The 21,789-nt window shown below is 59.5% G+C and carries 23 protein-coding genes and 1 tRNA gene; 8 read left to right on the top strand and 16 right to left on the bottom strand.

The genetic code is table 11. The features are described 5' to 3' along the window. Positions 1 to 144: 144 nt before the first annotated feature. The 13 genes from G8764_RS11435 to ruvC form a co-directional block, all read right to left on the bottom strand. Positions 145 to 220 (bottom strand) — tRNA-Lys (locus G8764_RS11435). A 98-nt stretch (positions 221 to 318) separates the two neighbouring features. Further along, entirely contained in the window at positions 319 to 1,089 is a 771-nt protein-coding gene (gene queC, locus G8764_RS11440) for a 7-cyano-7-deazaguanine synthase QueC (RefSeq protein ID WP_166164783.1), read from the bottom strand. A 151-nt stretch (positions 1,090 to 1,240) separates the two neighbouring features. Further along, the gene (queE, locus tag G8764_RS11445) at positions 1,241 to 1,891 is read right to left on the bottom strand and encodes a 7-carboxy-7-deazaguanine synthase QueE (protein WP_166164784.1); all 651 of its coding nucleotides are present in this window, start codon (positions 1,889 to 1,891) and stop codon (positions 1,241 to 1,243) included. A 103-nt stretch (positions 1,892 to 1,994) separates the two neighbouring features. Further along, positions 1,995 to 2,795: a tol-pal system protein YbgF gene (ybgF, locus tag G8764_RS11450; RefSeq protein WP_243748757.1), complete on the bottom strand. Its 801-nt coding sequence runs from the start codon at positions 2,793 to 2,795 to the stop codon at positions 1,995 to 1,997. Between the two features lie 11 nt (positions 2,796 to 2,806). Further along, entirely contained in the window at positions 2,807 to 3,307 is a 501-nt protein-coding gene (locus G8764_RS11455) for a peptidoglycan-associated lipoprotein (RefSeq protein WP_166164785.1), read from the bottom strand. A gap of 234 nt (positions 3,308 to 3,541) precedes the next feature. Then, positions 3,542 to 4,825 carry a Tol-Pal system beta propeller repeat protein TolB gene (tolB, locus tag G8764_RS11460; RefSeq protein ID WP_341806390.1) on the bottom strand — a complete coding sequence of 428 codons (1,284 nt, stop codon included), beginning with the start codon at positions 4,823 to 4,825 and terminating at the stop codon, positions 3,542 to 3,544. A gap of 40 nt (positions 4,826 to 4,865) precedes the next feature. Continuing rightward, positions 4,866 to 5,693: a cell envelope integrity protein TolA gene (tolA, locus tag G8764_RS11465; RefSeq protein ID WP_166164786.1), complete on the bottom strand. Its 828-nt coding sequence runs from the start codon at positions 5,691 to 5,693 to the stop codon at positions 4,866 to 4,868. A gap of 2 nt (positions 5,694 to 5,695) precedes the next feature. Then, complete coding sequence (tolR, locus tag G8764_RS11470) at positions 5,696 to 6,118, bottom strand: protein TolR (protein ID WP_166164787.1); 423 nt, start codon at positions 6,116 to 6,118, stop codon at positions 5,696 to 5,698. 35 nt (positions 6,119 to 6,153) lie between these two features. After that, positions 6,154 to 6,837: a protein TolQ gene (gene tolQ, locus G8764_RS11475; protein ID WP_166164788.1), complete on the bottom strand. Its 684-nt coding sequence runs from the start codon at positions 6,835 to 6,837 to the stop codon at positions 6,154 to 6,156. A 65-nt stretch (positions 6,838 to 6,902) separates the two neighbouring features. Then, positions 6,903 to 7,304 (bottom strand): tol-pal system-associated acyl-CoA thioesterase, encoded by a 402-nt coding sequence (ybgC, locus tag G8764_RS11480; protein ID WP_166164789.1) that lies wholly within the window; start codon positions 7,302 to 7,304, stop codon positions 6,903 to 6,905. Positions 7,305 to 7,484: 180 nt separating this feature from the next. Then, positions 7,485 to 8,525: a Holliday junction branch migration DNA helicase RuvB gene (ruvB, locus tag G8764_RS11485; RefSeq protein ID WP_166164790.1), complete on the bottom strand. Its 1,041-nt coding sequence runs from the start codon at positions 8,523 to 8,525 to the stop codon at positions 7,485 to 7,487. A 279-nt stretch (positions 8,526 to 8,804) separates the two neighbouring features. Next, positions 8,805 to 9,428, bottom strand: coding sequence for a Holliday junction branch migration protein RuvA (ruvA, locus tag G8764_RS11490; protein WP_166164791.1), 624 nt, complete (start codon positions 9,426 to 9,428; stop codon positions 8,805 to 8,807). Between the two features lie 55 nt (positions 9,429 to 9,483). Then, positions 9,484 to 10,002 carry a crossover junction endodeoxyribonuclease RuvC gene (gene ruvC / locus G8764_RS11495; RefSeq protein WP_166164792.1) on the bottom strand — a complete coding sequence of 173 codons (519 nt, stop codon included), beginning with the start codon at positions 10,000 to 10,002 and terminating at the stop codon, positions 9,484 to 9,486. Between the two features lie 276 nt (positions 10,003 to 10,278). Between ruvC and G8764_RS11500 the strand changes: the two genes are divergently transcribed. The 6 genes from G8764_RS11500 (at position 10,279) to G8764_RS11520 (ending at position 16,863) form a co-directional block, all read left to right on the top strand. Beyond that, positions 10,279 to 10,770 carry a hypothetical protein gene (locus G8764_RS11500; protein WP_166164793.1) on the top strand — a complete coding sequence of 164 codons (492 nt, stop codon included), beginning with the start codon at positions 10,279 to 10,281 and terminating at the stop codon, positions 10,768 to 10,770. Beyond that, complete coding sequence (locus G8764_RS11505) at positions 10,757 to 12,214, top strand: sodium:solute symporter family transporter (RefSeq protein WP_166164794.1); 1,458 nt, start codon at positions 10,757 to 10,759, stop codon at positions 12,212 to 12,214. Before G8764_RS11500 ends, G8764_RS11505 begins: the two co-directional genes overlap by 14 nt. Beyond that, positions 12,204 to 12,326 carry a hypothetical protein gene (locus G8764_RS22790; protein ID WP_279538446.1) on the top strand — a complete coding sequence of 41 codons (123 nt, stop codon included), beginning with the start codon at positions 12,204 to 12,206 and terminating at the stop codon, positions 12,324 to 12,326. Before G8764_RS11505 ends, G8764_RS22790 begins: the two co-directional genes overlap by 11 nt. Beyond that, the gene (locus G8764_RS11510; RefSeq protein WP_207951840.1) at positions 12,323 to 13,390 is read left to right on the top strand and encodes an aspartate carbamoyltransferase; all 1,068 of its coding nucleotides are present in this window, start codon (positions 12,323 to 12,325) and stop codon (positions 13,388 to 13,390) included. The genes G8764_RS22790 and G8764_RS11510 overlap by 4 nt, the downstream gene beginning before the upstream one ends. Before the next feature lie 53 nt (positions 13,391 to 13,443). Beyond that, the gene (gene asnB / locus G8764_RS11515; RefSeq protein ID WP_166164796.1) at positions 13,444 to 15,456 is read left to right on the top strand and encodes an asparagine synthase (glutamine-hydrolyzing); all 2,013 of its coding nucleotides are present in this window, start codon (positions 13,444 to 13,446) and stop codon (positions 15,454 to 15,456) included. Between the two features lie 159 nt (positions 15,457 to 15,615). Continuing rightward, complete coding sequence (locus G8764_RS11520) at positions 15,616 to 16,863, top strand: Zn-dependent hydrolase (protein WP_207951841.1); 1,248 nt, start codon at positions 15,616 to 15,618, stop codon at positions 16,861 to 16,863. Between the two features lie 59 nt (positions 16,864 to 16,922). On the opposite strand, the gene aspS is transcribed toward G8764_RS11520, so the two are convergent. Continuing rightward, a complete protein-coding gene (gene aspS / locus G8764_RS11525) occupies positions 16,923 to 18,692 on the bottom strand; it encodes an aspartate--tRNA ligase (protein WP_166164797.1) in 1,770 nt (589 codons plus the stop codon). 131 nt (positions 18,693 to 18,823) lie between these two features. Next, a complete protein-coding gene (locus tag G8764_RS11530; protein WP_166164798.1) occupies positions 18,824 to 19,129 on the bottom strand; it encodes an FmdB family zinc ribbon protein in 306 nt (101 codons plus the stop codon). A 207-nt stretch (positions 19,130 to 19,336) separates the two neighbouring features. Here G8764_RS11530 and G8764_RS11535 point away from each other — a divergent pair, with 207 nt between their 5' ends. Together G8764_RS11535 and G8764_RS11540 are read left to right on the top strand one after the other, a co-directional pair. Next, the gene (locus G8764_RS11535; RefSeq protein WP_166164799.1) at positions 19,337 to 20,509 is read left to right on the top strand and encodes an HD domain-containing phosphohydrolase; all 1,173 of its coding nucleotides are present in this window, start codon (positions 19,337 to 19,339) and stop codon (positions 20,507 to 20,509) included. A 308-nt stretch (positions 20,510 to 20,817) separates the two neighbouring features. Then, positions 20,818 to 21,222 (top strand): HU family DNA-binding protein, encoded by a 405-nt coding sequence (locus tag G8764_RS11540; protein WP_166164800.1) that lies wholly within the window; start codon positions 20,818 to 20,820, stop codon positions 21,220 to 21,222. Between the two features lie 78 nt (positions 21,223 to 21,300). Here the strand turns inward: G8764_RS11540 and G8764_RS11545 are convergent, their stop codons facing one another. Then, positions 21,301 to 21,768, bottom strand: coding sequence for an HIT domain-containing protein (locus G8764_RS11545; RefSeq protein WP_166164801.1), 468 nt, complete (start codon positions 21,766 to 21,768; stop codon positions 21,301 to 21,303). Between the last annotated feature and the right edge of the window lie 21 nt (positions 21,769 to 21,789).

Here is a 21,789-nt window from a genome sequence, read left to right on the forward strand (position 1 = left end):
CGCGGGCTTCGTCGCTGCGCTCCTCGTCCCAATTCCGCCCGGGGCGGAATTGGTCGAACCAGGGCGCTTCGAAGCAACAACCCGGCCCGACCCACCGGACAAACAAAAAAGGCCCACCCGATGGGTGAGCCTTTTTTGTTTGTTTGGTGGGTCGTGCTGGATTCGAACCAGCGACCAATTGGTTAAAAGCCAACTGCTCTACCAACTGAGCTAACGACCCGAAGAGGCGCATATAATAATGATTTCAGATTAAAAGACAAGCCTTTTTTAAACTTTTTATTTTTAATTATCTTCTATAAAAACAATGGCTTAACTTACTTAAATAGCGGCCTGGCAGACATAAAGGGTCGGGTCTGTCAAGCCCGCCTGCTGGAAGCCCTGGCGCCTCAAGCGACAGCTGTCACACTTGCCACAGGCACGGCCCTCGGCGTCAGCCTGGTAGCAGGATACGGTGAGAGCGTAATCCACTCCCAGCGCCACCCCGGCCTGCACTATCTCGGCCTTGGTCATATGGATCAGCGGGGCCTCGATGGTCAGTCGCTGCCCTTCTACCCCGGCCTTGGTGGCGAGGTTGGCCATGGTCTCAAAGGCAGCGATGTACTCCGGCCGGCAGTCCGGGTAGCCGGAGTAATCCACTGCATTGACCCCGACGAAGATCTTTTGCGCCTGCAGCACTTCCGCCCAGCCGAGGGCGATGGATAAAAACACGGTGTTGCGCGCCGGCACATAGGTGACGGGTATCCCGCTAGTCTCCTCCTCCGGCACGGCGATCGACATATCGGTCAGGGCGGAGCCGCCTATACTGGCCAGGTCCAGCGCCACCACTTTGTGCGCAGCGGCCCCCATGGCCAGCGAGGTACGTTCCGCTGCGGCCAGTTCGGCGCGGTGGCGCTGGCCGTAATCGAAACTCAGGGTATAGCATTCATAGCCCTGCTGTCGGGCCATGGCCAGTACAGTGGTGGAATCCAATCCACCGGACACCAGCACTACTGCCTTGCCAACGCCGGGCTGGGGTTGCGGTCCGGAGGCATCTGTCTTCGCCGTGGCGGCGACTGCATCGGTAGCTGGTGTCTTGGCTGCTGAGGACATTATTGCTCGCTGTATCTACTTAATTAGTTACTAGAAAATGGTTGCTGGACATTAGCCAATGGAAGGTAGCGAATCGGAATCGAGCCACAAAAAAATAGTCGCCCCTCCCTAACCGGGCACTCTGACTTTTAACCTGAATTTCAGTGGCTTGTCAGTGACCCGGGGCATCGTTCCAGAGCAGCTTGTGCATCTGCAGCTGGAAGCGCACCGGCAGGTTATCCGCCAGAATCCATTCCGCCAGTTGTTTTTCATCCACCTGGCCGTAGCTGGGTGAAAACAGCACGTCACCGGCACGGCTGGCCAGCTGGTACTGGTCCAGTTGCATCCGCGCCCACTCGTAATCCTGGCGATCGCAGATGACGAACTTGACCTGGTCGAGACGGGTCAAGTGGTCGATATTGGCGTACAAATTTTTTGCCACCTCGCCGGACGCCGGGGTCTTCAGGTCCAGTACCTTGCACACCCGCGTATCCACCTCGGCCACTGGCAGGGCGCCACTGGTTTCCAGCGACACCTGGTAGCCGCGCTCACACAGCGCCGTCAACAGCGGCAGGCAATCGGGCTGGGCCAGCGGCTCGCCGCCGGTCACACAGACATAGGCCGGCTTGAATTCAGCCACAGTCGCGAGGATTTCTTGCAGCGACTGGCGCTTGCCGCCAAAGAAAGCGTATTCAGAATCGCAGTAAGTGCAGCGCAGGGGGCAGCCGGTCAGGCGCACGAACACCGTCGGCAGGCCCGTAAAACGGCCCTCCCCCTGGAGAGAGAAGAAGATTTCTGAAATTCGCAGTGTTGCGTCGAGCATGCCCTGGTGCCTGTAAAGCAAAAAGGCGGGATTCTACCGAAAGCCGGCCCCACAAGCGAGCCGGATGTTCAAACAGCGCACCAACTGGGCGTTATGCAACCAGTCAGCGATTCATATCGGCCAGGTAGGAGGCGGCCAACCTGGCGGCGTTGGTGCTACCCTGCGCCACTTCCTGCAGCAACTGCCGTGCCTTGGCGTTGTCACCCAGCTTGTGATAGACCGTGCCCAGCTTGTAAGTTGCATCCGGCGCCTTGGCGTGGCCCGCATGCTCACTCAGCAAGCGGGCAAACCACTGCCGCGCCTGCTCCAGGTCTCCCTGTAACAGGTAGATCTCCCCCAGCCAGTACTGGCTGTTAGGTGCGTACCGCCCCTTGGGATACTCGCTCAGGTACTGTTTGAAACTGACAATAGCAGCGGCGTAGTCCTTTTTGCGCAGCACCAGGTCGATGGCGGTGCGATAGCGCTGCACCTCATCCGCCTGCTCGCCGACGATGTCCTCTGCGGTCTGCACTGACTGTTCAGGCTGGCGCGGGCTGGCGGCCGGTGGAGCTGCTGCATCTGCAGTGCTGTCACTACTGGGCGCGGCTGCCCCGCCACCGGCCAGGGCACTGATACGGCGATCAAGATTGACGTAATCGTCGAGGCGCTGCTGCTTCAGGCGTTTCAGCTCGTAGGATTGCTCCTCCAGCAGGCCACGCAGCTCGAGGACTTCCTGCTGCAACAGCTGCATCTGGTAGAACATCTCCGACCGGCTGTCCATGGACTGCGAAGACGACGCCCGCGGCGGCGCAGCGGCCAGCCGATTATTCGACTCGACCACTGGCACCTGGGCCTGCGAGGTGCCGCTGGCAGCGACACAAGCCGCAGCCAGCAAGGCTGCGGTCATTGACCTTGTGATTTTCATCAGCTCGATAATTACTTCAATTCAACACGACGGTTCATGCTGTAGGCAGCTTCGGTGGTACCCATAACCGCCGGGTACTCTTCACCATAGCTCACTACCTCGATTAAAGAGGCATCGACTCCCTGCAGTACCAGGAAATCACGCACCGACTTGGCCCGGCGCTCGCCCAGGGCCATATTGTACTCCCTGGTGCCGCGCTCGTCGCCATGGCCTTCGAGACGAATCGGCCGCGGGTCGGTGCGCAGATAGCCAGCGTGAGCGGTCAACTCGGCCCGCGTCTCGGCTTTCAGTACCGACTTGTCAAAGTCGAAGTAAAAAACTGTGTTCAACTCTGGCATCGGCTCTTCCACTACCTGGGTAGAGGACAGATCCACCCCGGACGCCGTGCCGGTGCTGACCGGACCGGTATCGGCCATGCCGCCACTATCCGTGGTGGATGTGCTGGAACAACCTGCCAAAACCGCCATAACGACGGCCAGGGCCATACTTTGCTTTAATGCTGATGAGAGCATATTTTCACTCCTGGGTGAGATGGTTAAAAACGTTAATAATCGTGTGTGGGGGTTGCCTATCGGCGGCCGATATTGTGCCGGACACAACCCAATACAAGGGCATTCACTGATAATATTTTCTGTTTCAGCCGAGCCCGTCGATCGCCGCCGCCGGCCGCACAACGCAGGCTCGTCAAGCGGCGTCAAGGCCGCGCTTAAAACCGCTACTGTAATACGCTTGTGGTCGCTCCGCCACTAAAAATACGGCGACCAACTGGGTTCGCGCACATCGCCCTGGCGGGAGGGCAACCTGAACTTGACGCCGGCATCCAGTGACACCGCCGCCAGGATACCTTTATCGCCGTACTTGGTAGCGTACAGCAGCATGGCACCGTTCGGCGCGATGCTGGGTGATTCATCCAGGGTAGTCTGGGTCAAGACCCGAATATCGCCCCGCACCAGGTCCTGGGTGGCGATATGAAACACACCTCGATGGCGGTGCACCATCACCAGGGTTTTGCCGTCCGGCGACAAGCGCGCCCTGGCGTTGTAGTCGCCCTCGAAGGTGAGGCGCTCGACCCGGCCACTGGCGAGTGCAACCTGATAGATCTGCGGCTTGCCGCCCCGGTCCGAGGTAAACACCAGGCTCTTGCCGTCGCTGGTCCAGTTGGGCTCGGTATCAATGGCGAAGTGGCGGGTGATGCGGGTGAAGACGCCGGTGGCAATCTCCAGCACGTAGATTTCCGGGTTGCCATCCTTGGACAGCACCATGGCCAGCTTCTTGCCGTCCGGCGACCAGGCGGGCGCGCCGTTCAAGCCCTGGAAATTGGTCAGTTGCTGCCGCTCCGCGGTGGCAATCACCTGCCGAAAAATCGCCGGCCGGGTGGTTTCAAAGGAGACATAGGCAACTTCCTTGCCGTCCGGCGACCAGGCCGGCGACATAATCGGTTGCTTGGAGGTCAACAACACCCTCTCCCGCGCCCCGTCTGCATCCGCCAGCATCAGGCGAAAGCGCTCGGTGCCAAAGGCCTCGACATAGATGATCTTGGTGGAAAACGCACCGCGAATATTGGTGATCGCTTCATACACGGCGTCGCTGACCAGGTGCGCCATGTCCCGCAATTGGCTGGCGTTGCCGGTGACCTCGCGCTTGAACACCGGTTTGCGCGAGGGAATATCGTACAGCTCGAACTCCAGCTTCAAGGCTCCCGCCGGAGCGGCGGTCATATTGCCAATCAGCAAATACTCGGTGCCGAGAATGCTCCAGTCGCGATAAAACACCTCACCAGAGGAGCGCGGCAGGGACAGCATATCGCTGGTTGGCAGCGGCCGGAACTGGCCGCTGCGGCGCAAGTCGGCCTCCACTATGGCGCTGACATCTTCCGCCAGCGGCGCGCCGCCCCAACCAAAGGGGACAATGGCGATGGGCGTGGGATTGTCGAGCCCCTGGGTAATCTCGATGGTCAACTCGGCCCGGGCGCTGCTCCATACCAGCAACACCAACACCCCCGCCAACACACTTTTAACCTGCCTACTTATCGAAACCAAGCTGTATCACTCCAAACTGCTGCAGGACCGGCTACTGGCGCAAATCCTGCGGATCAAAGACCAGGGTTAACTGGCGAAAATAACGTTCGAACATATCCGGTGGCATGTCTTTTAAAACTTCAAACCGCCCCACCTTGTTGACGGCCTGCTCCGCGGAGCGGTCGAAGGCACTGTTGCCACTGCTCTTGATCACGGCGACGTGGATAACGTCACCAGTGGGCACCAGCTGAATGCGCAGCTCGCATTTCATGCCCCGCCGCGCCGACGGCGGGCGACTCCAGCTGCGCTCAATCTTGTCGGCCATGGCTGCCACGTAACTCTGCGCCGTTGCCTCGCTTTCCTGCGCCATCAACATCTCTTTCTCTTCCGCCAGGGCATCGGCGAAGGCCGCCTCCTGGGAGCGCTGGCGCTCCAGCTCGCGCTGGCGTCGTTGCTGTTCCAGGCGTTCTTTTTCCAGCCGCTCTTTTTCCTGTCGTTCCCGCTCCAGCTTTTGCTGGCGTAATTTTTCCTGCTCCGCCTGCTGCTTTTTCTTCTCTTCTGCCAATTTGCGCAAGCGTTCGCGCTCGGCCTTCTCCGTGGCCAGGCGTTTTTTTTCTGCTGCCTCGACTTCCCGCTGGCGCTGCTGGGCGCTGACATCCACGACCTTGGGTTTCGGCGCGGCAGTCTGTTTCGGCTTTTCCGACTCGGGTTTCAGCGCTACCAGCCGCGCCTCCACATAGCGCGGTGCCACCTTCTGCTTCGGCTCCGAGGCCGCTTCCCAGCCCCAGACCACTGCCAGCACCAACAGTCCGTGCAACCCCACACTCACCACCGTCGGCAGCAGGTAGTCGTTCGCTTTTACCTGGTGTGTGGGCGCCATAGCTACCTGGGAGGCTCAGTGACCAGGCCCACGGATTCCGCCCCGGCGCCCTGCAGAGCCGTCATCAGCGCCACCACCAGGCCGTAATCGACGGCGGTATCACCCCAGACCAGCACTGCGGTATTGGGCTTTTGCCGCAGTACTTTGCCCACGGTATCGGTTATCTGTGCCAACGGCTTGGCCACCTTTTCGTCTTTGCCCAAATTCAAATAGTACTGCCCCGCTGCATCCACTGACACGATCAGCGGCTCATCCTGCTTGTCATCCAGCGGCGCCGATGCCGCCGCCGGCAACTCCACCTTCACCCCTTGCATCAGCAGTGGCGCGGTCACCATAAACACCACCAACAACACCAGCATGACATCGATGTAGGGCACTACATTGATTTCCGCCATGGGCTTTTTTCTGATCTTGCGACGAAACATATCGGCTCGAAACTGACTGGGTTAGGGGTTGCTGCTTATTTACTGTGCGCCTGGCGGTGCAGAATCGCGCTGAACTCTTCCGCAAAGGTATCGTAGTTGTTGATCAGGGTTTCAGCGGTAGCCGAAAAACGGTTGTAGGCAAGCACCGCGGGAATCGCAGCAAACAGCCCCATGGCCGTGGCCACCAGGGCTTCCGAGATGCCGGGCGCCACCGTGGCCAGGGTTGCCTGGTGCACATTGGCCAGCCCGCGAAAAGAATTCATGATGCCCCACACGGTACCGAACAAACCAATATAGGGGCTAACCGAGGCGACGCTGGCCAGAAACGACAGGTTTGCCTCCAACTTGCCCTCCTCCCGGGACAGGGCCACACGCATCGCTCGCTGGGTGCCCTCCATGATCGTGTCCGGATCGAGCCCACCCTGCTGGCGCAGGCGACTGAACTCCTTAAAACCGGCGCGAAAAATATTTTCCACACCGTCGACCACCTTGCCCGCCTGGTTGCCCTGGCGGTAGAGTTGGTTGAGGTCTATCCCGGACCAGAAAGTATCCTCAAACTCGGCAAACAAATTCCGGGCCTGGTACTGGTAGCGACCGCGCTGGATGATCATGACCCAGGAAATGATGGACGCAACAAATAGAATCAGCATGACCAGCTGCACCAGCAGACTGGCATTGACAATCAAACTGACAATGGAGAGTGACTCAACTTCGGCCATAGCCCACAATTCCTTCGAAAAATTTTTCCCACCAATCCGGGAAGACAGCCTGGGGTTTTAAGCATTCACTGATAGGCCTTTACCGCCCGCCAGACCTCTTCCGGCATGGCCACAGGCTTCATGGTCTCCCGCTGCACACAGGCGACTTTGATATCGGCCCGGCAAATGGGTTCCCCGTTGCGCAAAATAGATTGGCTGAAGCTCATGTAACTGCGCGCCAACTTACTGATAGTTGCGGTAACCGTCAACTGGTCATCGAGCAAAGCCGGTCGCAAATAGGCTATTTCTGCCGAATGCACCACAAACAGCCGGTCGTCCGCCACCATGGCCGGCTTGTCGAAGCCAAGGGTGCGCAGGCATTCGGTGCGGGCGCGCTCCATAAATTTGAGATAATTGACGTAGTAGACAATACCGCCGGCGTCGGTGTCTTCGATATACACCCGCAGGGGCATTTGAAAGCAGGACATGCACAAGCCTCGAGAACTCTGTGTTAGCGGCCGGGGTACACTCTGCGGGGAAGAAAGTTACCCGGTGCCGCCAGGCATTGGGCAACAACTGCGAGCGCGGCCTGGACCGCGGCTTATATACTACAGGGATACGGCAGGCAATCGCTAGTGCAGTGCCTTATATATGACGCTGCACCAGCCTCAGGAGTCAGGTTGCAATTGTTTGGGCAAGTCCAGCCCCAGATGCCGGTAGGCCAGCGCCGTCACCACCCGGCCGCGCTGGGTGCGGGCCATATAGCCCTGCTGGATCAGGTAGGGCTCCAGCACGTCTTCGATGGTATCCCGCTCTTCACTGATGGCGGCAGCCAGGCTCTCGACCCCCACCGGCCCGCCGGCAAAACGTTCGATAACCGCCAGCAGCAAACGGCGGTCCATATGGTCAAAACCCACCTTGTCGACATTGAGCATATTCAGGGCCAGGTCCGCCATATCCCGGTTGACCCTGCCGTCACCTTTTACCTCGGCAAAATCCCGCACCCGACGCAGCAGTCGGTTGGCGATACGCGGTGTCCCGCGGGAGCGCCGCGCCACTTCAAAGGCGCCCTCCGGGTCCATGGGAATACCCATCAAGCGGGCCGAGCGGGTGACGATATGGGTGAGATCCTCAACGTTGTAGAACTCCAGCCGCTGCACTATGCCGAAGCGGTCGCGCAGGGGGGAAGTCAACAGGCCGGCCCGGGTGGTGGCTCCCACCAGGGTAAAGGGCGGTAAATCCAGCTTGATCGAGCGCGCCGCCGGCCCCTCGCCGATCATAATATCCAGCTGGTAGTCTTCCATGGCCGGGTAGAGAATTTCTTCGACGTTGGGGCTGAGGCGATGAATTTCATCGATAAACAGCACATCCCCAGGCTCCAGGTTGGTCATCAGCGCCGCCAGGTCACCGGCTTTTTCCAGCACCGGTCCGGAGGTCGTTTTCAGCGACACCCCCATTTCCCAGGCGACGATATTCGCCAGCGTGGTCTTGCCCAGGCCCGGGGGCCCGAATATCAGGGTATGGTCCAGCGCTTCGCCCCGGGCCCGGGCCGCCTGGATAAAGATTTCCATCTGCTCCCTGACTGCCGGCTGGCCGACGTAATCGGCCAACGCCCGCGGTCGCACGGCCCGATCCTGCACGTCCTCGGTGACCCGAACCTCGGCGTCAAGCAGGCGCTCGCTGGCGGCAAACTGGTCTTTTTCAATCATCGAACATTCTCAACAGGCTGTGCCCCGGTTGCGGCAGCGGACACCAGTGCAGTGCCCTGAATAGTAGTGTCCTGTATAGATGGCGTATACAGCGAACGGCTAAAGGGCCAGGTACTAGGAGCCTGTCGGACTTAGGGTTGCCCTGCTGCGAAAAAGCCGAGTTTGGCCATTTTTCAACCATTTTCTCGTTAAATAGAACCACTATTCGCCTCAAAAATGGTTAAAAACTGACTCAAATCGGACTTTCTCTCGCTACGGGCACCTAAGTCCGACAGGCTCCTAGGCCGGCACCAGGCTTTTCAGGGCCAGCCGGATCAAATCTTCACTGCGCGCCACGTCGTGCTCGCGGGTCACCGCGGCGATCACCTTGGAGGCCTCCACCGGTTTGTAACCGAGAGCCACCAGCGCGCTTTCTGCGTCGGCAATTATGGCATTGGCCGCCACGCTGCTGCCAGTACTGTTGCTCGCCGTGCCGGCCTGCGGGCTCGGACTGCCCTCCCAATCCTTGAGTTTGTCGCGCAATTCGATTACCAGCCGCTCGGCGGTTTTCTTGCCCACGCCCGGCACTTTCACCAGTGCCGCCAGATTGTTTTCCCGCACGCAGCTGACCAGCTGGGTGGCTTCCAGGCCGGAGAGTATAGCCAGTGCCAGTCTCGGCCCGACGCCGTTCACCTTGATCAGGGTCCGAAACAGGTCGCGATCCCTGCGGGCGTAAAAGCCGTAGAGGCTCTGGCCATTTTCGCTGACCGCAAAATGAGTCAACAGGGTGATCGAACTGCCCGGTTGCGGCAATTGATAGAGGGTGGTCATGGGCACAAACACTTCGTAGCCGACCCCCTGCACATCCACCAGGATCTCCGGGGCCTGCACTTCCAGTAATACGCCTTGCAATCGACCGATCATGGCTTTTGCGTCCTGTGTAAATCTTTGGGTTCAAGTGAGTGGGCTGGCGTCCGGGTCAGACCATGCGGCCGCGCCGAAAGCTGGAGGCCGAGGCAATGCGGATCATATGCTGCCGGGTATTGGCGTGGCAGATTGCCACACCGAGGGCATCGGCGGCGTCTTCCTGGGGTGGCGCCGGCAGGCGCAGCAGGGTTTTGATCATGTGCTGCATTTGATGTTTGTCCGCCGCGCCGTTGCCCACCACCGATTGTTTTACCTTGCGCGCCTCGTACTCGGCCACCGGCAGGGACTGATTTACCGCCGCGACAATGGCCGCCCCCCGCGCCTGGCCGAGTTTCAGCGCCGAGGCGGCACTTTTCGCCATAAACACCTGCTCGATGGCCATTTCCTCAGGCGAGTACTCGGCGATGATTTCGTTGATGGAATCAAAAATTACTTTCAGCCGCTCCGGCAAACCCAGCGCGGGAATGCGAATCACACCGCTGGCGACGTAGCTATTGCTTGACCCCTGGCAATCGATGATACCAAAGCCGGTTTTCAAGGACCCCGGGTCCACCCCCAAAATCAACGTCACTTAGCCATCACTCTGCATCTACTGCGCCCAGCTCAATACTGTTTTTCTATCCAGTAGTAAGTGTCCCAGTATAGCCGAACCAGGTCAAGCCGGCGCGGAAGAAAATCTGTGGCCCCGACGACTTGTCGCTGGCGCCAAAAAACACAGCCAACCCACACTCGAGCGAAAAACACCGGTTTTTTAAGCGACCAGTGCCCATTCCGCTCCGCAGTCAATTTGAAATGTGGCTGCACAATTTGTATAGTGGCCCCTCAATTTTTGAGCTTGAGGCTGTCCATGCCCCTCCGAGCAACCTGGTTGCTGACATCGGTGGCACTGTTTTTTTTAGCGGAGGCAAGCTGGGGCCTCACCGCCTATCCCTTCGAGCTCCAAACATCTACCGAGCTGGCCACAGAAGGCTTTTTGGGCCTCTCCTGGCAGCCCACCAGCGGCGCCGCCGATGACCGCCATATCTCTCTGCAAGTCGCAACCACCCCGGATTTTAAAAGCGTTTTTGCCAGCTACAACCTGGTGCAGCAGCAACAGGTGAGCCTCAGCGGCCTGGCCGATGGCGACTATTTCGCCCGCCTGCTCGACCACGCCCAAACGCCCGTCTCCAACATCGCCAGCTTCCGCGTCCAGCACCGTGACCTGGGGGCCGCCTGGCTGCTGTTTGCACTGGGCGCAGCCCTGTTCAGTCTCTTGCTCGGCATCCTCGTGAGTCTGCAAAAACGCGCTCGCCAAAACGGATATTTGAATAACAACGGAAAGTTACGTGACCCAAATTGATACCCCCGTAGCCCTCGGGATTCTGGCCCTGTTCGGAATCCTCTGGGTCAGCTTTGGCTGGTGGCTGGGGCGCAGCAACCGCACCGCCGACGACTTTATGCTGGCCGGTCGCAACGTCGGCCTGGCGATGGCATCTGCCACCGCCATGGCCACCTGGATCACCAGCAACACCACCCTGGTGGCTCCCCAGCTCACCTATCAATTCGGCATCTGGGGTATGATCGGTTATTCCATGGCGGCGCTGGGCCTGATCCTGTTTGCGCCCATGGCCCAGCGTATCAAGCAGCTGATGCCGCAGGGCTATACCTGTGGGGATTTTATTCGCATCCGCTTCGGCCGCCCCGCCTGGTATGTATTCCTGGTGGTGTCGTTTTTCTACGCCATCGGCTGGCTGGTCAGCCTCGGCATGGCCGGCGGCATTCTGCTGCAGGCTCTCAGTGGCCTCAACTACATCGTCGGCATGACCACCATCCTCGCGGTGTGCGTGGCTTACACCCTGTTCGGCGGCCTGCGCGCGGTAATCGCTACCGATTTTATCCAGACCCTGATTATCCTCGTGGGCGTGCTGGTGATCGCCTTTGTCTGCCTGCGCGACGTGGGCCTCGACACCATCTACCAATCGGTGTCGGTACAGCAACCGCAGCTGCTCAACCTGCTGTTCCCGGCTGCCATTATGTTCCTGTTCAACAATATCTTTTTTGGCATCGGCGAAATTTTCCACTCCAATGTCTGGTGGTCCCGGGCCTTCGCCTTTCGCGCGGGTATCGGCAAACGCGCCTACCTGATTGCCGGTCTGCTGTGGCTGCCCATTCCCATTGTCACCGGTTTTATCGCCCTGGCGGCGCCGGCACTGGGTGTCTTTCCCCCCAGCCCGGATATGGTGGGGCCGCTGGTGGCGGCGCAATTGCTCGGTGATATCGGCGCGGTAGTGGTCTTTATCGTGGTCTTTGCCGCCCTGGCCTCCAGCCTGGATTCGCTGCTCGCGGCCAGCAGCGACCTGCTCACCGAAGACATCTATAAAGGCCTGATCAACCCCGGGGTCAGCAAACAGAAACTGTTGATCATCAGCCGGCGCACCGTGCTGCTGCTGGGCGTGGCCACCTGGTTGCTGTGCCTGCCGCGCATGACCACGCTCGGGGCGCTGCTGAATTTTACCGGCGCCTTTGTCGCCAGCACCATCTGGCCCATTACCTTTGGCCTCTTTCACACCCGCCTCAATGGCACCACTGCCGCCCTGGCCATGGCCCTCGGCACCCTGTGCGGCCTGCTGGCCTACTTCCAGATCGGTTTTTACGTCGCCGCCCTGTTCTCCTGCCTGACCTCATTCCTGGTGTGTGGCATCGGCCTGTGGCGCAGCGACGCCCGCTTCGAGTGGCGCCTGTTAACCGACATGGAACGCGACAATACCCAGCCAGGCCACTTGGAGCCGAGCAATGAACATTAATCCGCAGGCATTTGAATGGCTGGTTTACGCCGCCGTGTTGATCACCTGTACCTCGCCCTGTGTTCTCGTGGGGCTGTTAATCAACGACTACCTAAAAGGAAAATTGTGGTGAACGAAGAAACTCGGGGAACCCTGGTTTTTGATCGGAAAAAGCCCGACACCTACGGCGATGCCCACCCGAAAGCGTTACTGAAAGTCATCCAGGAAGATGGCGACTACCTGAAGCCACTGGCCTCCCAGCACGTGGTCTCCTGCGACCAGTTCGATCGCAACAAGGTACTGCAGCTGTTTCGGCTGGCGGCCAAATATGAGAGCAACCCGGAGAGGTTCAGCTCGCCGCTGCAGGGCAAGGTCCTGATCAGTGCCTTTTACGAGCCCAGCACCCGCACCCGGCTGTCATTTGAAAGCGCCTGGCACCGCCTCGGTGGCGACATCATGTCGATCACCGACCGCTCCACCACCGGTATCGCCAAGGGCGAGCGCCTGCAGGACGTCGCCGAGATGTTCAACAACTACGGTGACTGTGTGGTGCTGCGGGACGTGCGCCAGGAGTCGGTGCACGAGATGATCAGGTCCCTGCGCATCCCCATCATCAATGCCGGCAACGGTATCGATGAGCACCCCACCCAGGCCCTGTCAGACCTGTACGCGATTTTCAAATGGTGCCCGGGGCTGATAACCGGGGAGCACGCCCCTATCCGTATCGGGATTATCGGCCGCCCCAACAAGATGCGCACCGTGCGCAGCCTGTTGAAAACCCTGGCGATCTTCCCCGAGGCCTTTGCCGAGGTAGTGGTGATTCACGACAGCTCCGAAGAAGATTGCTTCTCCCCCGACCAGCGCCAACGGCTGGAACAACAGGGTTTGAAGATCAGCACCAGCACCTCGCTGGACGAGCGCCTGCCGGAGCTCGACGTCATTTATATCAACGCCATAGCCTGGGTCGGTGACACCTATGAATCCTACGGCCAGAAATTTGCGCTGACCGCCGACTCACCACTGAAAAAGGATGCCATCATCCTGCATCCCCTGGCCCGCGGCGACGAGCTCAGCCCAGAGCTCGACGGCACGCTCCACAACTGGTACTTCTCCCAGGCCCGCGGCGCGGTATTTATGCGCATGGCACTGCTCACCTGCCTCTCCCAGAGAGCCGAGCGGGTGATGGACGTGGTCTGATCGGCAGCGCCCCTCCCCCCACTCAATCACACACATTAACACTGGAGTACATTATGTGCGGCATTGGCGGTATTTTTCACCGCAACCAACAACATCCCATCGACAGCCAGACCCTGGTCAATATGGCGGCGATTCAGTATCACCGCGGCCCCGATAACTTCGGCTACCACAACCCGCCCGGGCTGGGCATGGGCATGTGCCACGCACGTCTTTCTATTATCGACCTCAACGAAGAGCGCGGCCGCCAGCCGCTGGTGTCCGCGGATAGCGACTACGCCCTGGTGCACAATGGCGAGTTCTACGACTTTCAAAAAATTCGCGCCGACCTCACCGCCACCGGGGAGCGCTTTACCACCAAAAGCGACTCGGAAATCATTCTCCACCTGTACCCGCGCTACGGCCTGGAAAAGACCCTCGACTTCCTGCGCGGTGAATTTGCCTTCGCCCTCTACGATAAAACCGAGGACGCCCTGTTCCTGGTGCGCGACCGCTTTGGGGTCAAACCCCTCTACTGGACCGAGACCGAGGACGGCATAGTCTACGGCTCAGAGCTGAAAGTGCTGTTTGCCCATCCCGCGGTCAAACGCAAGCTGTCGGCCCAGAGCACCTACCACCAGCTGATCCAGGTAATGGTACCGGGCAGCACTGCTTTCGAGGGTATTCACCAGGTCCTGCCCGGCCACGTGGTCAAGATCCAGCGCCGCCGCGGCGAGCTGCTGGTCAACAACCACAAATACTGGGACATCAATTTCCCGGTGGCCGGCGAGCACGTCAACCATCACAACGAACAGCACTATATCGACGGTGTGCGGGAACAGTTGCGCGAGGCGGTCCAGCACCGCTTGCAGGCGGACGTACCGGTGGGCTGCTATTTGTCCGGCGGCATTGACTCCTGCGCCATCCTCGGGCTGTCGGCGTCCATTCGCCAGGATCCGGTCAAGGCCTTCACCATCGGCTTTGACAGCAGCGACTACGACGAGACCCCCATCGCCACCGAGATGGCCACCATGACCGGCGCCGACCAACTGGTGCTGAACCTGACCGCGGAAGACCTGTACGACAACTTCTCCCGCACCATCTGGCACACCGAGCGCACCATCTATAACACCCTGGCGGTGGCCAAACTGTTGATGAGCCAGACCGTGCACGCCAATGGCTACAAGGTGGTGCTCACCGGCGAGGGCTCGGACGAACTGTTTGCCGGCTACCCCGCCTTTCGCAACGACATGTTCCTGTACGGCTTGAACGACCTGCCGGCCACCCTGCGCAAGGAGTGGCAGGCCAGCCTGGAAGCCAACAACAGCCTGTTTAAAGGCGCCATGCTGCCGCGGGAAGAATTCTCCTCCGCCGCCATGAACAGCACAGTGGGCTTCACCCCCACCTGCCTGCAAAACTGGCTCCACTGTCACGACTTCGCCCTGCCGCTGCTGCAGCCCCAGTGGCGCTCCGAGCTGGCCGACTACGACGCCGGCGCCGCCATCGCCAACACCTTCGACCGCAGCCAGCTGGAGGGGCGCCACCCGCTGGACAAGGCCCAGTACGTGTGGATCAAGACCATGCTCGAAGGCCAGATCCTGACCTGGGGTGGCGATCGGGTGGACATGGCCAATTCCATGGAAGCGCGACCGGCGTTCCTGGATCACCACCTGGCCAAGTTTGCCACCACCGTGCCACCGCAAATGCGCATCAAGGGTGTGACCGAGAAATACGTCCTGCGCGAGGCCATGAAAGGGCTGTTGCCCGAGACCCTCTACAAGCGCCAGAAGTTTGCCTTTATGGCACCGCCGGCCTACACCGACCGCAAGAAATGGGAAATGTTTTTGGCGCTGTTTAACAAGTTCGCCTTCCGTGACCAGGTCGAAGCCGCCGGCCTGCTCGACTACGACGCTATCCAGCACTTGATTAACAGTCACGACGACCCGAAGATGGAGCAGAGCGAAAAGGTACAGCTGGACGCGGTGCTCAATCACACCCTCGGTGTGCAAATGCTGCACCACCACTTTGTCGCCCAGGATATTCCGGCCCTGGCCGCACGCAAAGCCGAGGAGCTGGGCTGGCACGCCTGACCTGCCCAACCCGGCTTTGGAAATAGCCCAGCTTGGGGAAATAGCCCCGCTCGGGAAAGCAGTCCGTCCGGCAAAGCAGCCCGGCCTGAAAGCTCTGTCTGCGGCAATCGCGCAGCAGACAGGGCTTCTCTCATTAAACCAATAACAGGAGTAACCGCCATGCCCGATATACCAGGTATAGATGTCAAACGCGTGGAGAGCGATATCTACAAAATTGCCGAATTCGGCGCCGTGGAAGGTGAGCGCGGTGTCTACCGCCAGGGCTTTACCGAGGCTGACTGGCAGGCGCGCCAGTGGTTGCTGGGCTATTTCAAGGAACACGGTCTCGACGCCCACATCGACGGCGCCGGCAACGTCTGTGGTCGCTACGGCCCGGCCGACCAGCCGGCGGTGATTATTGCCTCGCACCTCGACAGTGTGCCCGCCGGGGGGATTTTCGACGGCACCCTCGGCATCGTCGCCGGCCTCGAATGCATCCGCGTCATCAAGGAGGCCGGCCTCAAGCTCAACGCTCCCATCGAGCTGATCGCCACCAGTGAGGAAGAGGGCCGCTTTGGCGGCATGCTCGGCGCCCAGGCGCTGACCGGCAAGCTGACCCTCGACTGGCTGGAGCAGGCCCGCGACCCCAAGGGCGAGCGACTGACCGAGGCCATGGCCAAGTGCGACCTCAATTACCACGACGCGCTGACGGTGTTTCGCGCGCCGGACTCGGTCAAGGCCTTTATCGAGCTGCACATCGAGCAGGGCCCGGTACTGGAAGCGGTGGATAAATGCATCGGTGTGGTGGAGGGCATCTCCGGAGTCTACAAGTGGCTGGTAAAACTGAAAGGCAAGGCCGACCACGCCGGCACCGCACCCATGGACCTGCGCAGCGATGCCTTTATGGGTCTCGCCGACTTTGCCCACGAGATCAAACGCCTGATCGCCGAAAACGGCACCGACAAAACCCGCCTGACCATCGGTTACGTCAAGTTAAAGCCCGGTTACGCCCACACCGTGCCCGGCGAAGTGGAGTTCACCATCGTCGGCCGTGACATGAGTGAAGAGGTGATGAAGGACCTGGCCGACAGCAGCCGCAAGGCCCTGTCCGCCATCGCCCGCTCCCACGGCCTGATGTTCGAGTACGAACAGATGAGCTGGCTGGCGCCGAAGGCCATGTCCAACGAGATTATGGCTGTTGTCGAGGAGCAGACCAAAAAGCTGGGTTACAGCTACCAGTTGATGCCCAGCGGCGCCGGCCACGACGCCCAGTTTTTTGCCGACATCACCCCGGCCGGGATGATCTTTATCCCCAGCGTCAACGGTGTCAGCCACGCCCCGGACGAGTGGACCCACTGGCCCGACGTGGAGAAAGGGTGCAACGTGTTGCTGCACTCGGTATTGGCCTTGACCGGAGTTGAAGATTAAAAAAAAGGCCGGAACGGAGGCATCCCCGTCCCGGCCTTTTTTTGCCCAGCCCAATCGACTCAGGCTACCGGCTCCTTTTTCTTCAGCCGAATGTTCAGCTCCCGCAACTGCTCCGTGGCCACCGCCCCCGGGGCGTCGGTCATGACACAGGCGGCGCTCTGGGTTTTCGGGAAGGCGATCACATCACGGATGGAGTGGGCGCCGGTCATCAACATAATCAGGCGATCGAGGCCAAACGCCAGGCCGCCGTGGGGCGGTGCACCGTACTGCAGGGCGTCCAGCAAAAAGCCGAACTTCTCCCGCTGCTCGGCAGTGTCAATGCCCAGCACCTCGAACACCGCCTGCTGCATGGGCTTCTGGTGGATACGAATCGAACCACCGCCCAACTCACAACCGTTCAGCACCATGTCGTAGGCCCGTGACAACGCCGCGGCCGGATTGGCCCGCAACTCATCCGCCGCACAGGAGGGCGCGGTAAACGGGTGATGCAGGGAGGTCAGGCTGCCGTCGTCGGTCTCTTCGAACATCGGGAAGTCCACCACCCACAGGGGCGCCCAGTCGCAGGTATAGAGATCCAGGTCTTCGCCCAGTTTGCAGCGCAACGCCCCCAACGCCTCGGTGACCACCTTGCTCTTGTCGGCCCCGAAGAAGACGATATCGCCGTTGGCGGCACCGGTGCGCTCCATGATCTGCAGGGTCACCTCGTCACCGAGAAACTTGATGATGGGCGACTGCAGGCCCTCGACGCCCTTTTCCAGCTCATTGACCTTGATCCAGGCCAGGCCCCTGGCGCCGTAGATGCCGACAAACTTGGTGTACTCATCGATCTGTTTGCGCGAGATGCTGGCGCCGCCACTGACTTTGAGTGCGGTGACCCGGCACTTGGGGTCATTGGCGGGGCCGGCAAAGACCTTGAAGTCGATGTCCTTGAGCAGATCCTTGATTTCGGTCAGCTGCAGCGGGATGCGCAAGTCAGGCTTGTCGGAACCATAGGTCTGCATGGCTTCGGCGTAGGGCATACGGGGAAACTCTCCCAGCTCGACGCCCTTCAGGCGGCTGAACAACTGGCGAATCATGCCCTCGGTCACCGCCATGATCTGCTCTTCATCCATAAAGGAGGTTTCGATATCGATCTGGGTAAATTCCGGCTGCCGGTCGGCGCGCAGGTCTTCATCGCGAAAACATTTGGCGATCTGGTAATAGCGATCAAAGCCCGACACCATCAGCAGCTGCTTGAACAGTTGCGGCGACTGCGGCAGGGCGAAGAACTTGCCCTCATGGGTGCGCGACGGCACCAGGTAGTCGCGTGCGCCCTCGGGGGTAGCGCGGGTGAGAATCGGGGTTTCGATATCGAGGAAGCCGTTGTCGTCCAGGTAGTTGCGAATCGCGGTGGTCACCCTGGAGCGGAAGCGCAGGCGCTCCTGCATGTCCTGGCGACGCAGATCCACATAGCGATACCTGAGGCGCACATCCTCGCCCACGGTAGTGTCGTGCAGGGGAAACGGCGGGGTCTCGGCGCTGTTGAGAATTTCTACCTCAAGCCCGTAGACCTCCACTTCACCGGTGGCCATATTGGGGTTGATGGTGGCTTCCGAGCGGGCCCGCACCCGGCCCTGCACCCGCAGCACGTACTCGCTGCGCACCTTGTCGGCAATTTTAAAATTCTCGGCGGCGTCCGGGTCAAACACCACCTGCACCACGCCATCACGGTCCCGCAAGTCGATAAAAATAACGCCACCGTGATCACGGCGACGATCAACCCAGCCACAGAGCGTGACTTGCTGATCGATAAAAGAGGTATTGAGAGCGCCACAATACTGGGTGCGCATAAATTTCTTCCTGTTAGGTCTGGTGAGTTCTTGGTTTGGGTCGCCGCCTTGGCCGGTCGCCCTGGCCCCGCGGTTTCTCCCCCTGAGACTATGCCTCAGCCCTTAAGGCCGAGGCCATAAGCCCCAGGCCGCTATTCCTTGGCGGCGGGTTTGGCGGCCGGCGCCGCGGCAGGTTTGGCCGCAGGGCTGCCACTGTCGCTGGATTTGGCCGTTCCGGCCGTATCACTGCTGCTGTGGAGATTTTTCTTTTTGGCCCCGGTTTTGAAATCCGTTTCATACCAACCGCTGCCCGCCAGGCGAAAGCCCGCGGCAGATACCTTCTTATTCAGGCCGGGCTTGCCACACTCCGGACAATCCGTCAACGCCGGATCGCTCATTTTTTGCAGGGCCTCAAGCTCGTGGCCACACTCGCGACATGCATACTCATAAATCGGCATATAGGGTACCTCTCTATCGAAAACTACTGAAACTATCGAAAACTACTGAAACTATGGAAAACAACTGCAAAACCGGGCAGACCTCTGATGGATTTCTTCCTGGTTTGTCAGTACATCATCCATTTGTCAGTACATCGTCCAGAGGCCCCCGTAAAAAAGCGGGACATTATACCCCAGCAAAATCCGACGGTTAAGTAACTATGAACTATGCTTGTAAATACCTGCCACTCCAGAGCGACGATTGCGGCCATGCACAACCTGGATCCCAACACCATAACCCCTGACCTGCTGGAAGATTTTTACCAGGATTTCAACGATCACTACCAGAACTGCGAGACAGCCCTGATCGAGCTGGAGCAAGAGCCACAGGACAGTGCCAGGGTCAACGCCCTGTTTCGTTCAGTCCACACCATCAAGGGCAACCTGCTCTATATCGGCCTGCACCAGCTGTCACCCCTGTTGCAGGGCATCGAGGACATCCTCGAGCAGATCCGCCAGCTGCGCTTTCACTACGATAACAGCCTCAGCGATGTCATCCTGCTGGCGATGGATAAAACCCGGCAACTGGTCGATGAGGCCCTGGCCGGAGACAACCCGCTGGCGGCCGCCAGCAGCGCCACCGACTTCGCCCAGCTCTGCCAGGCGCTGCAGCGTATTGCCAGTACGGCGGACGAGCAGCGCCCGGCTGCTGTGAACCGGGCCCTGCGCCTGCTGAGCCCGCAGGATAACCTGGCCCTGGCGCCGGAACAGCCGGGCAGCTTCCTGGAAACCGTCGCCCGCATGGGCGTACAGGTGTGCGATGACATTCGCTTTATCGATAACCTGGTGCCGGCGCTGGAACTGCGCTCCGGCTTTTGGCAGGGCAAGACCCACCGCTCCGCCCTGCTGGCGCTGCGCATCAACGCTTGCGGCAACCGGCGGGTCACCCCGGAACAGTTGCTGATGGCGGTGCTGTTTCACGACCTCGGCATGTCCTTCCTGCCGCTGGAAATACTCCACAAAAGCGGCCGCCTGAATTACGACGAGCGGCGCGCCATGGAGGAGCATGTCTACAACAGCTGTCACTTGCTGAGCAATATGCACGGTTGGGATGAGGCGATCACCATGATCATTCAACACCACGAGCGCTGTGATGGCTCCGGCTACCCGGAGGGCTTGCGCGGCGACCAGATCTGCGACGGGGCAAAAATTCTCGCCATCACCGATACCTTCGATGCCTGCCGCTACAGCCGGGCCTACCGCAGCGAACAAAAACGCCCACTGCTGCGCGCCATTTCCGAAGTCAATCGACTCTGTGCCATCGAGTTCGATGAGTATTGGGTGGCCGCTTTTAACCAGGTCATAAAGCAGCAGTTCACCACCGGCCAGCAAATGCCCTAGCCGCTCCGCGGCCCAACCTGTGGACGGCAATAACCGCCTGCAAAAAACGACACAAATCAAAAAACATTAAAAAAAACACTGAAAATACAGCCCCAAAGCACCCTCGACGCAGCTTTTTTATTGCCTGTCAGGAAAATATGCTATATACATAGGGCCAACACAAGGCATCTCGTGTTAGAGCCTTTAAAATCAGGCGTTTTTAAGGTTTATTAAAAGGCTCTGGTTGTACAACCGAAGTTGTGTGCTCCTGGTTAACACAAGACAACAACTCACAGTAAAAAATAATTCCATCGAAAAGGAAAAATACTATGGCTGCCCGCAAAGCTCCCGCCAAAAAAACACCCGCTAAAAAAGCACCTGCCAAAAAAGCTGCAGCGACTGCGAAAAAAGTCAAAGCCCTGCAGGAACGCTACACCAAAACCCAAATCCTGACCCAAATCGCTGAAAATACCGAACTCAGCAGAAAGCAGGTACAGAGTGTGCTGGATGAACTGAGCGATATCATTGAAGGGCACATCAAAAAACGCGCCGTGGGTGAGTTTGTGTTGCCCGGCCTGTTAAAAGTCAGCGCAGTGAAAAAACCGGCCCGCAAAGCCCGCAAGAACGTTCCCAACCCGTTCAAGCCCGGCGAAACCATGGATGTAGCGGCCAAGCCCGCCAGCGTGCAAGTTAAAATCCGACCGCTGAAAAAACTGAAAGATATGGCAGTTTAAACAGCCAACTGACCCTCACAGGGCCAGGCGATCAGCGTCACCGCGCGCGAGCGCGCGGTGCGATGCCTGAGCTACGCTTCAGCGTTTCCCCCCGGTGCCAGCCAGCTGCTTGAAATCGTCGCCTGCCAGCGCACTGCACAGCCGCGACACCAGTGTCTTCAATTCCTTATCGGTATATTTGGCCGGCGGGTGCACGCCCCATATAGAGCCGGGCCAGGCCTTGTCGCTCTTGAAGCGCGCCACATGATGTAAATGCAATTGCGGCACCAGGTTGCCCAGCGCCGCCACATTCATTTTATCTGGCACAAACAAATCGGCCATCACCTCGGCCAGGTGGCAGGACTCCGCCATCAACTGCTGCCGGTCGACCTCGGCCAGGTGGTGAATCTCGCGCTTGCCACTGCGTTTCGGTACCAGGATGCACCAGGGATAATTGGCATCCCGGCTGAGCAGTACCAGCGACAACGGAAACTCCCCCAGCACCACGCTGTCCTCGGCCAATACAGGATTGAGTTCGAATTTCTTCTCGACATCGAGTTCAGACATTAAAGTTTGCTCCTTTCCCCC

The sequence above is a fragment of the Pseudomaricurvus alcaniphilus genome, from assembly GCF_011440395.1.
Lineage (GTDB): Bacteria > Pseudomonadota > Gammaproteobacteria > Pseudomonadales > Cellvibrionaceae > Pseudomaricurvus > Pseudomaricurvus alcaniphilus.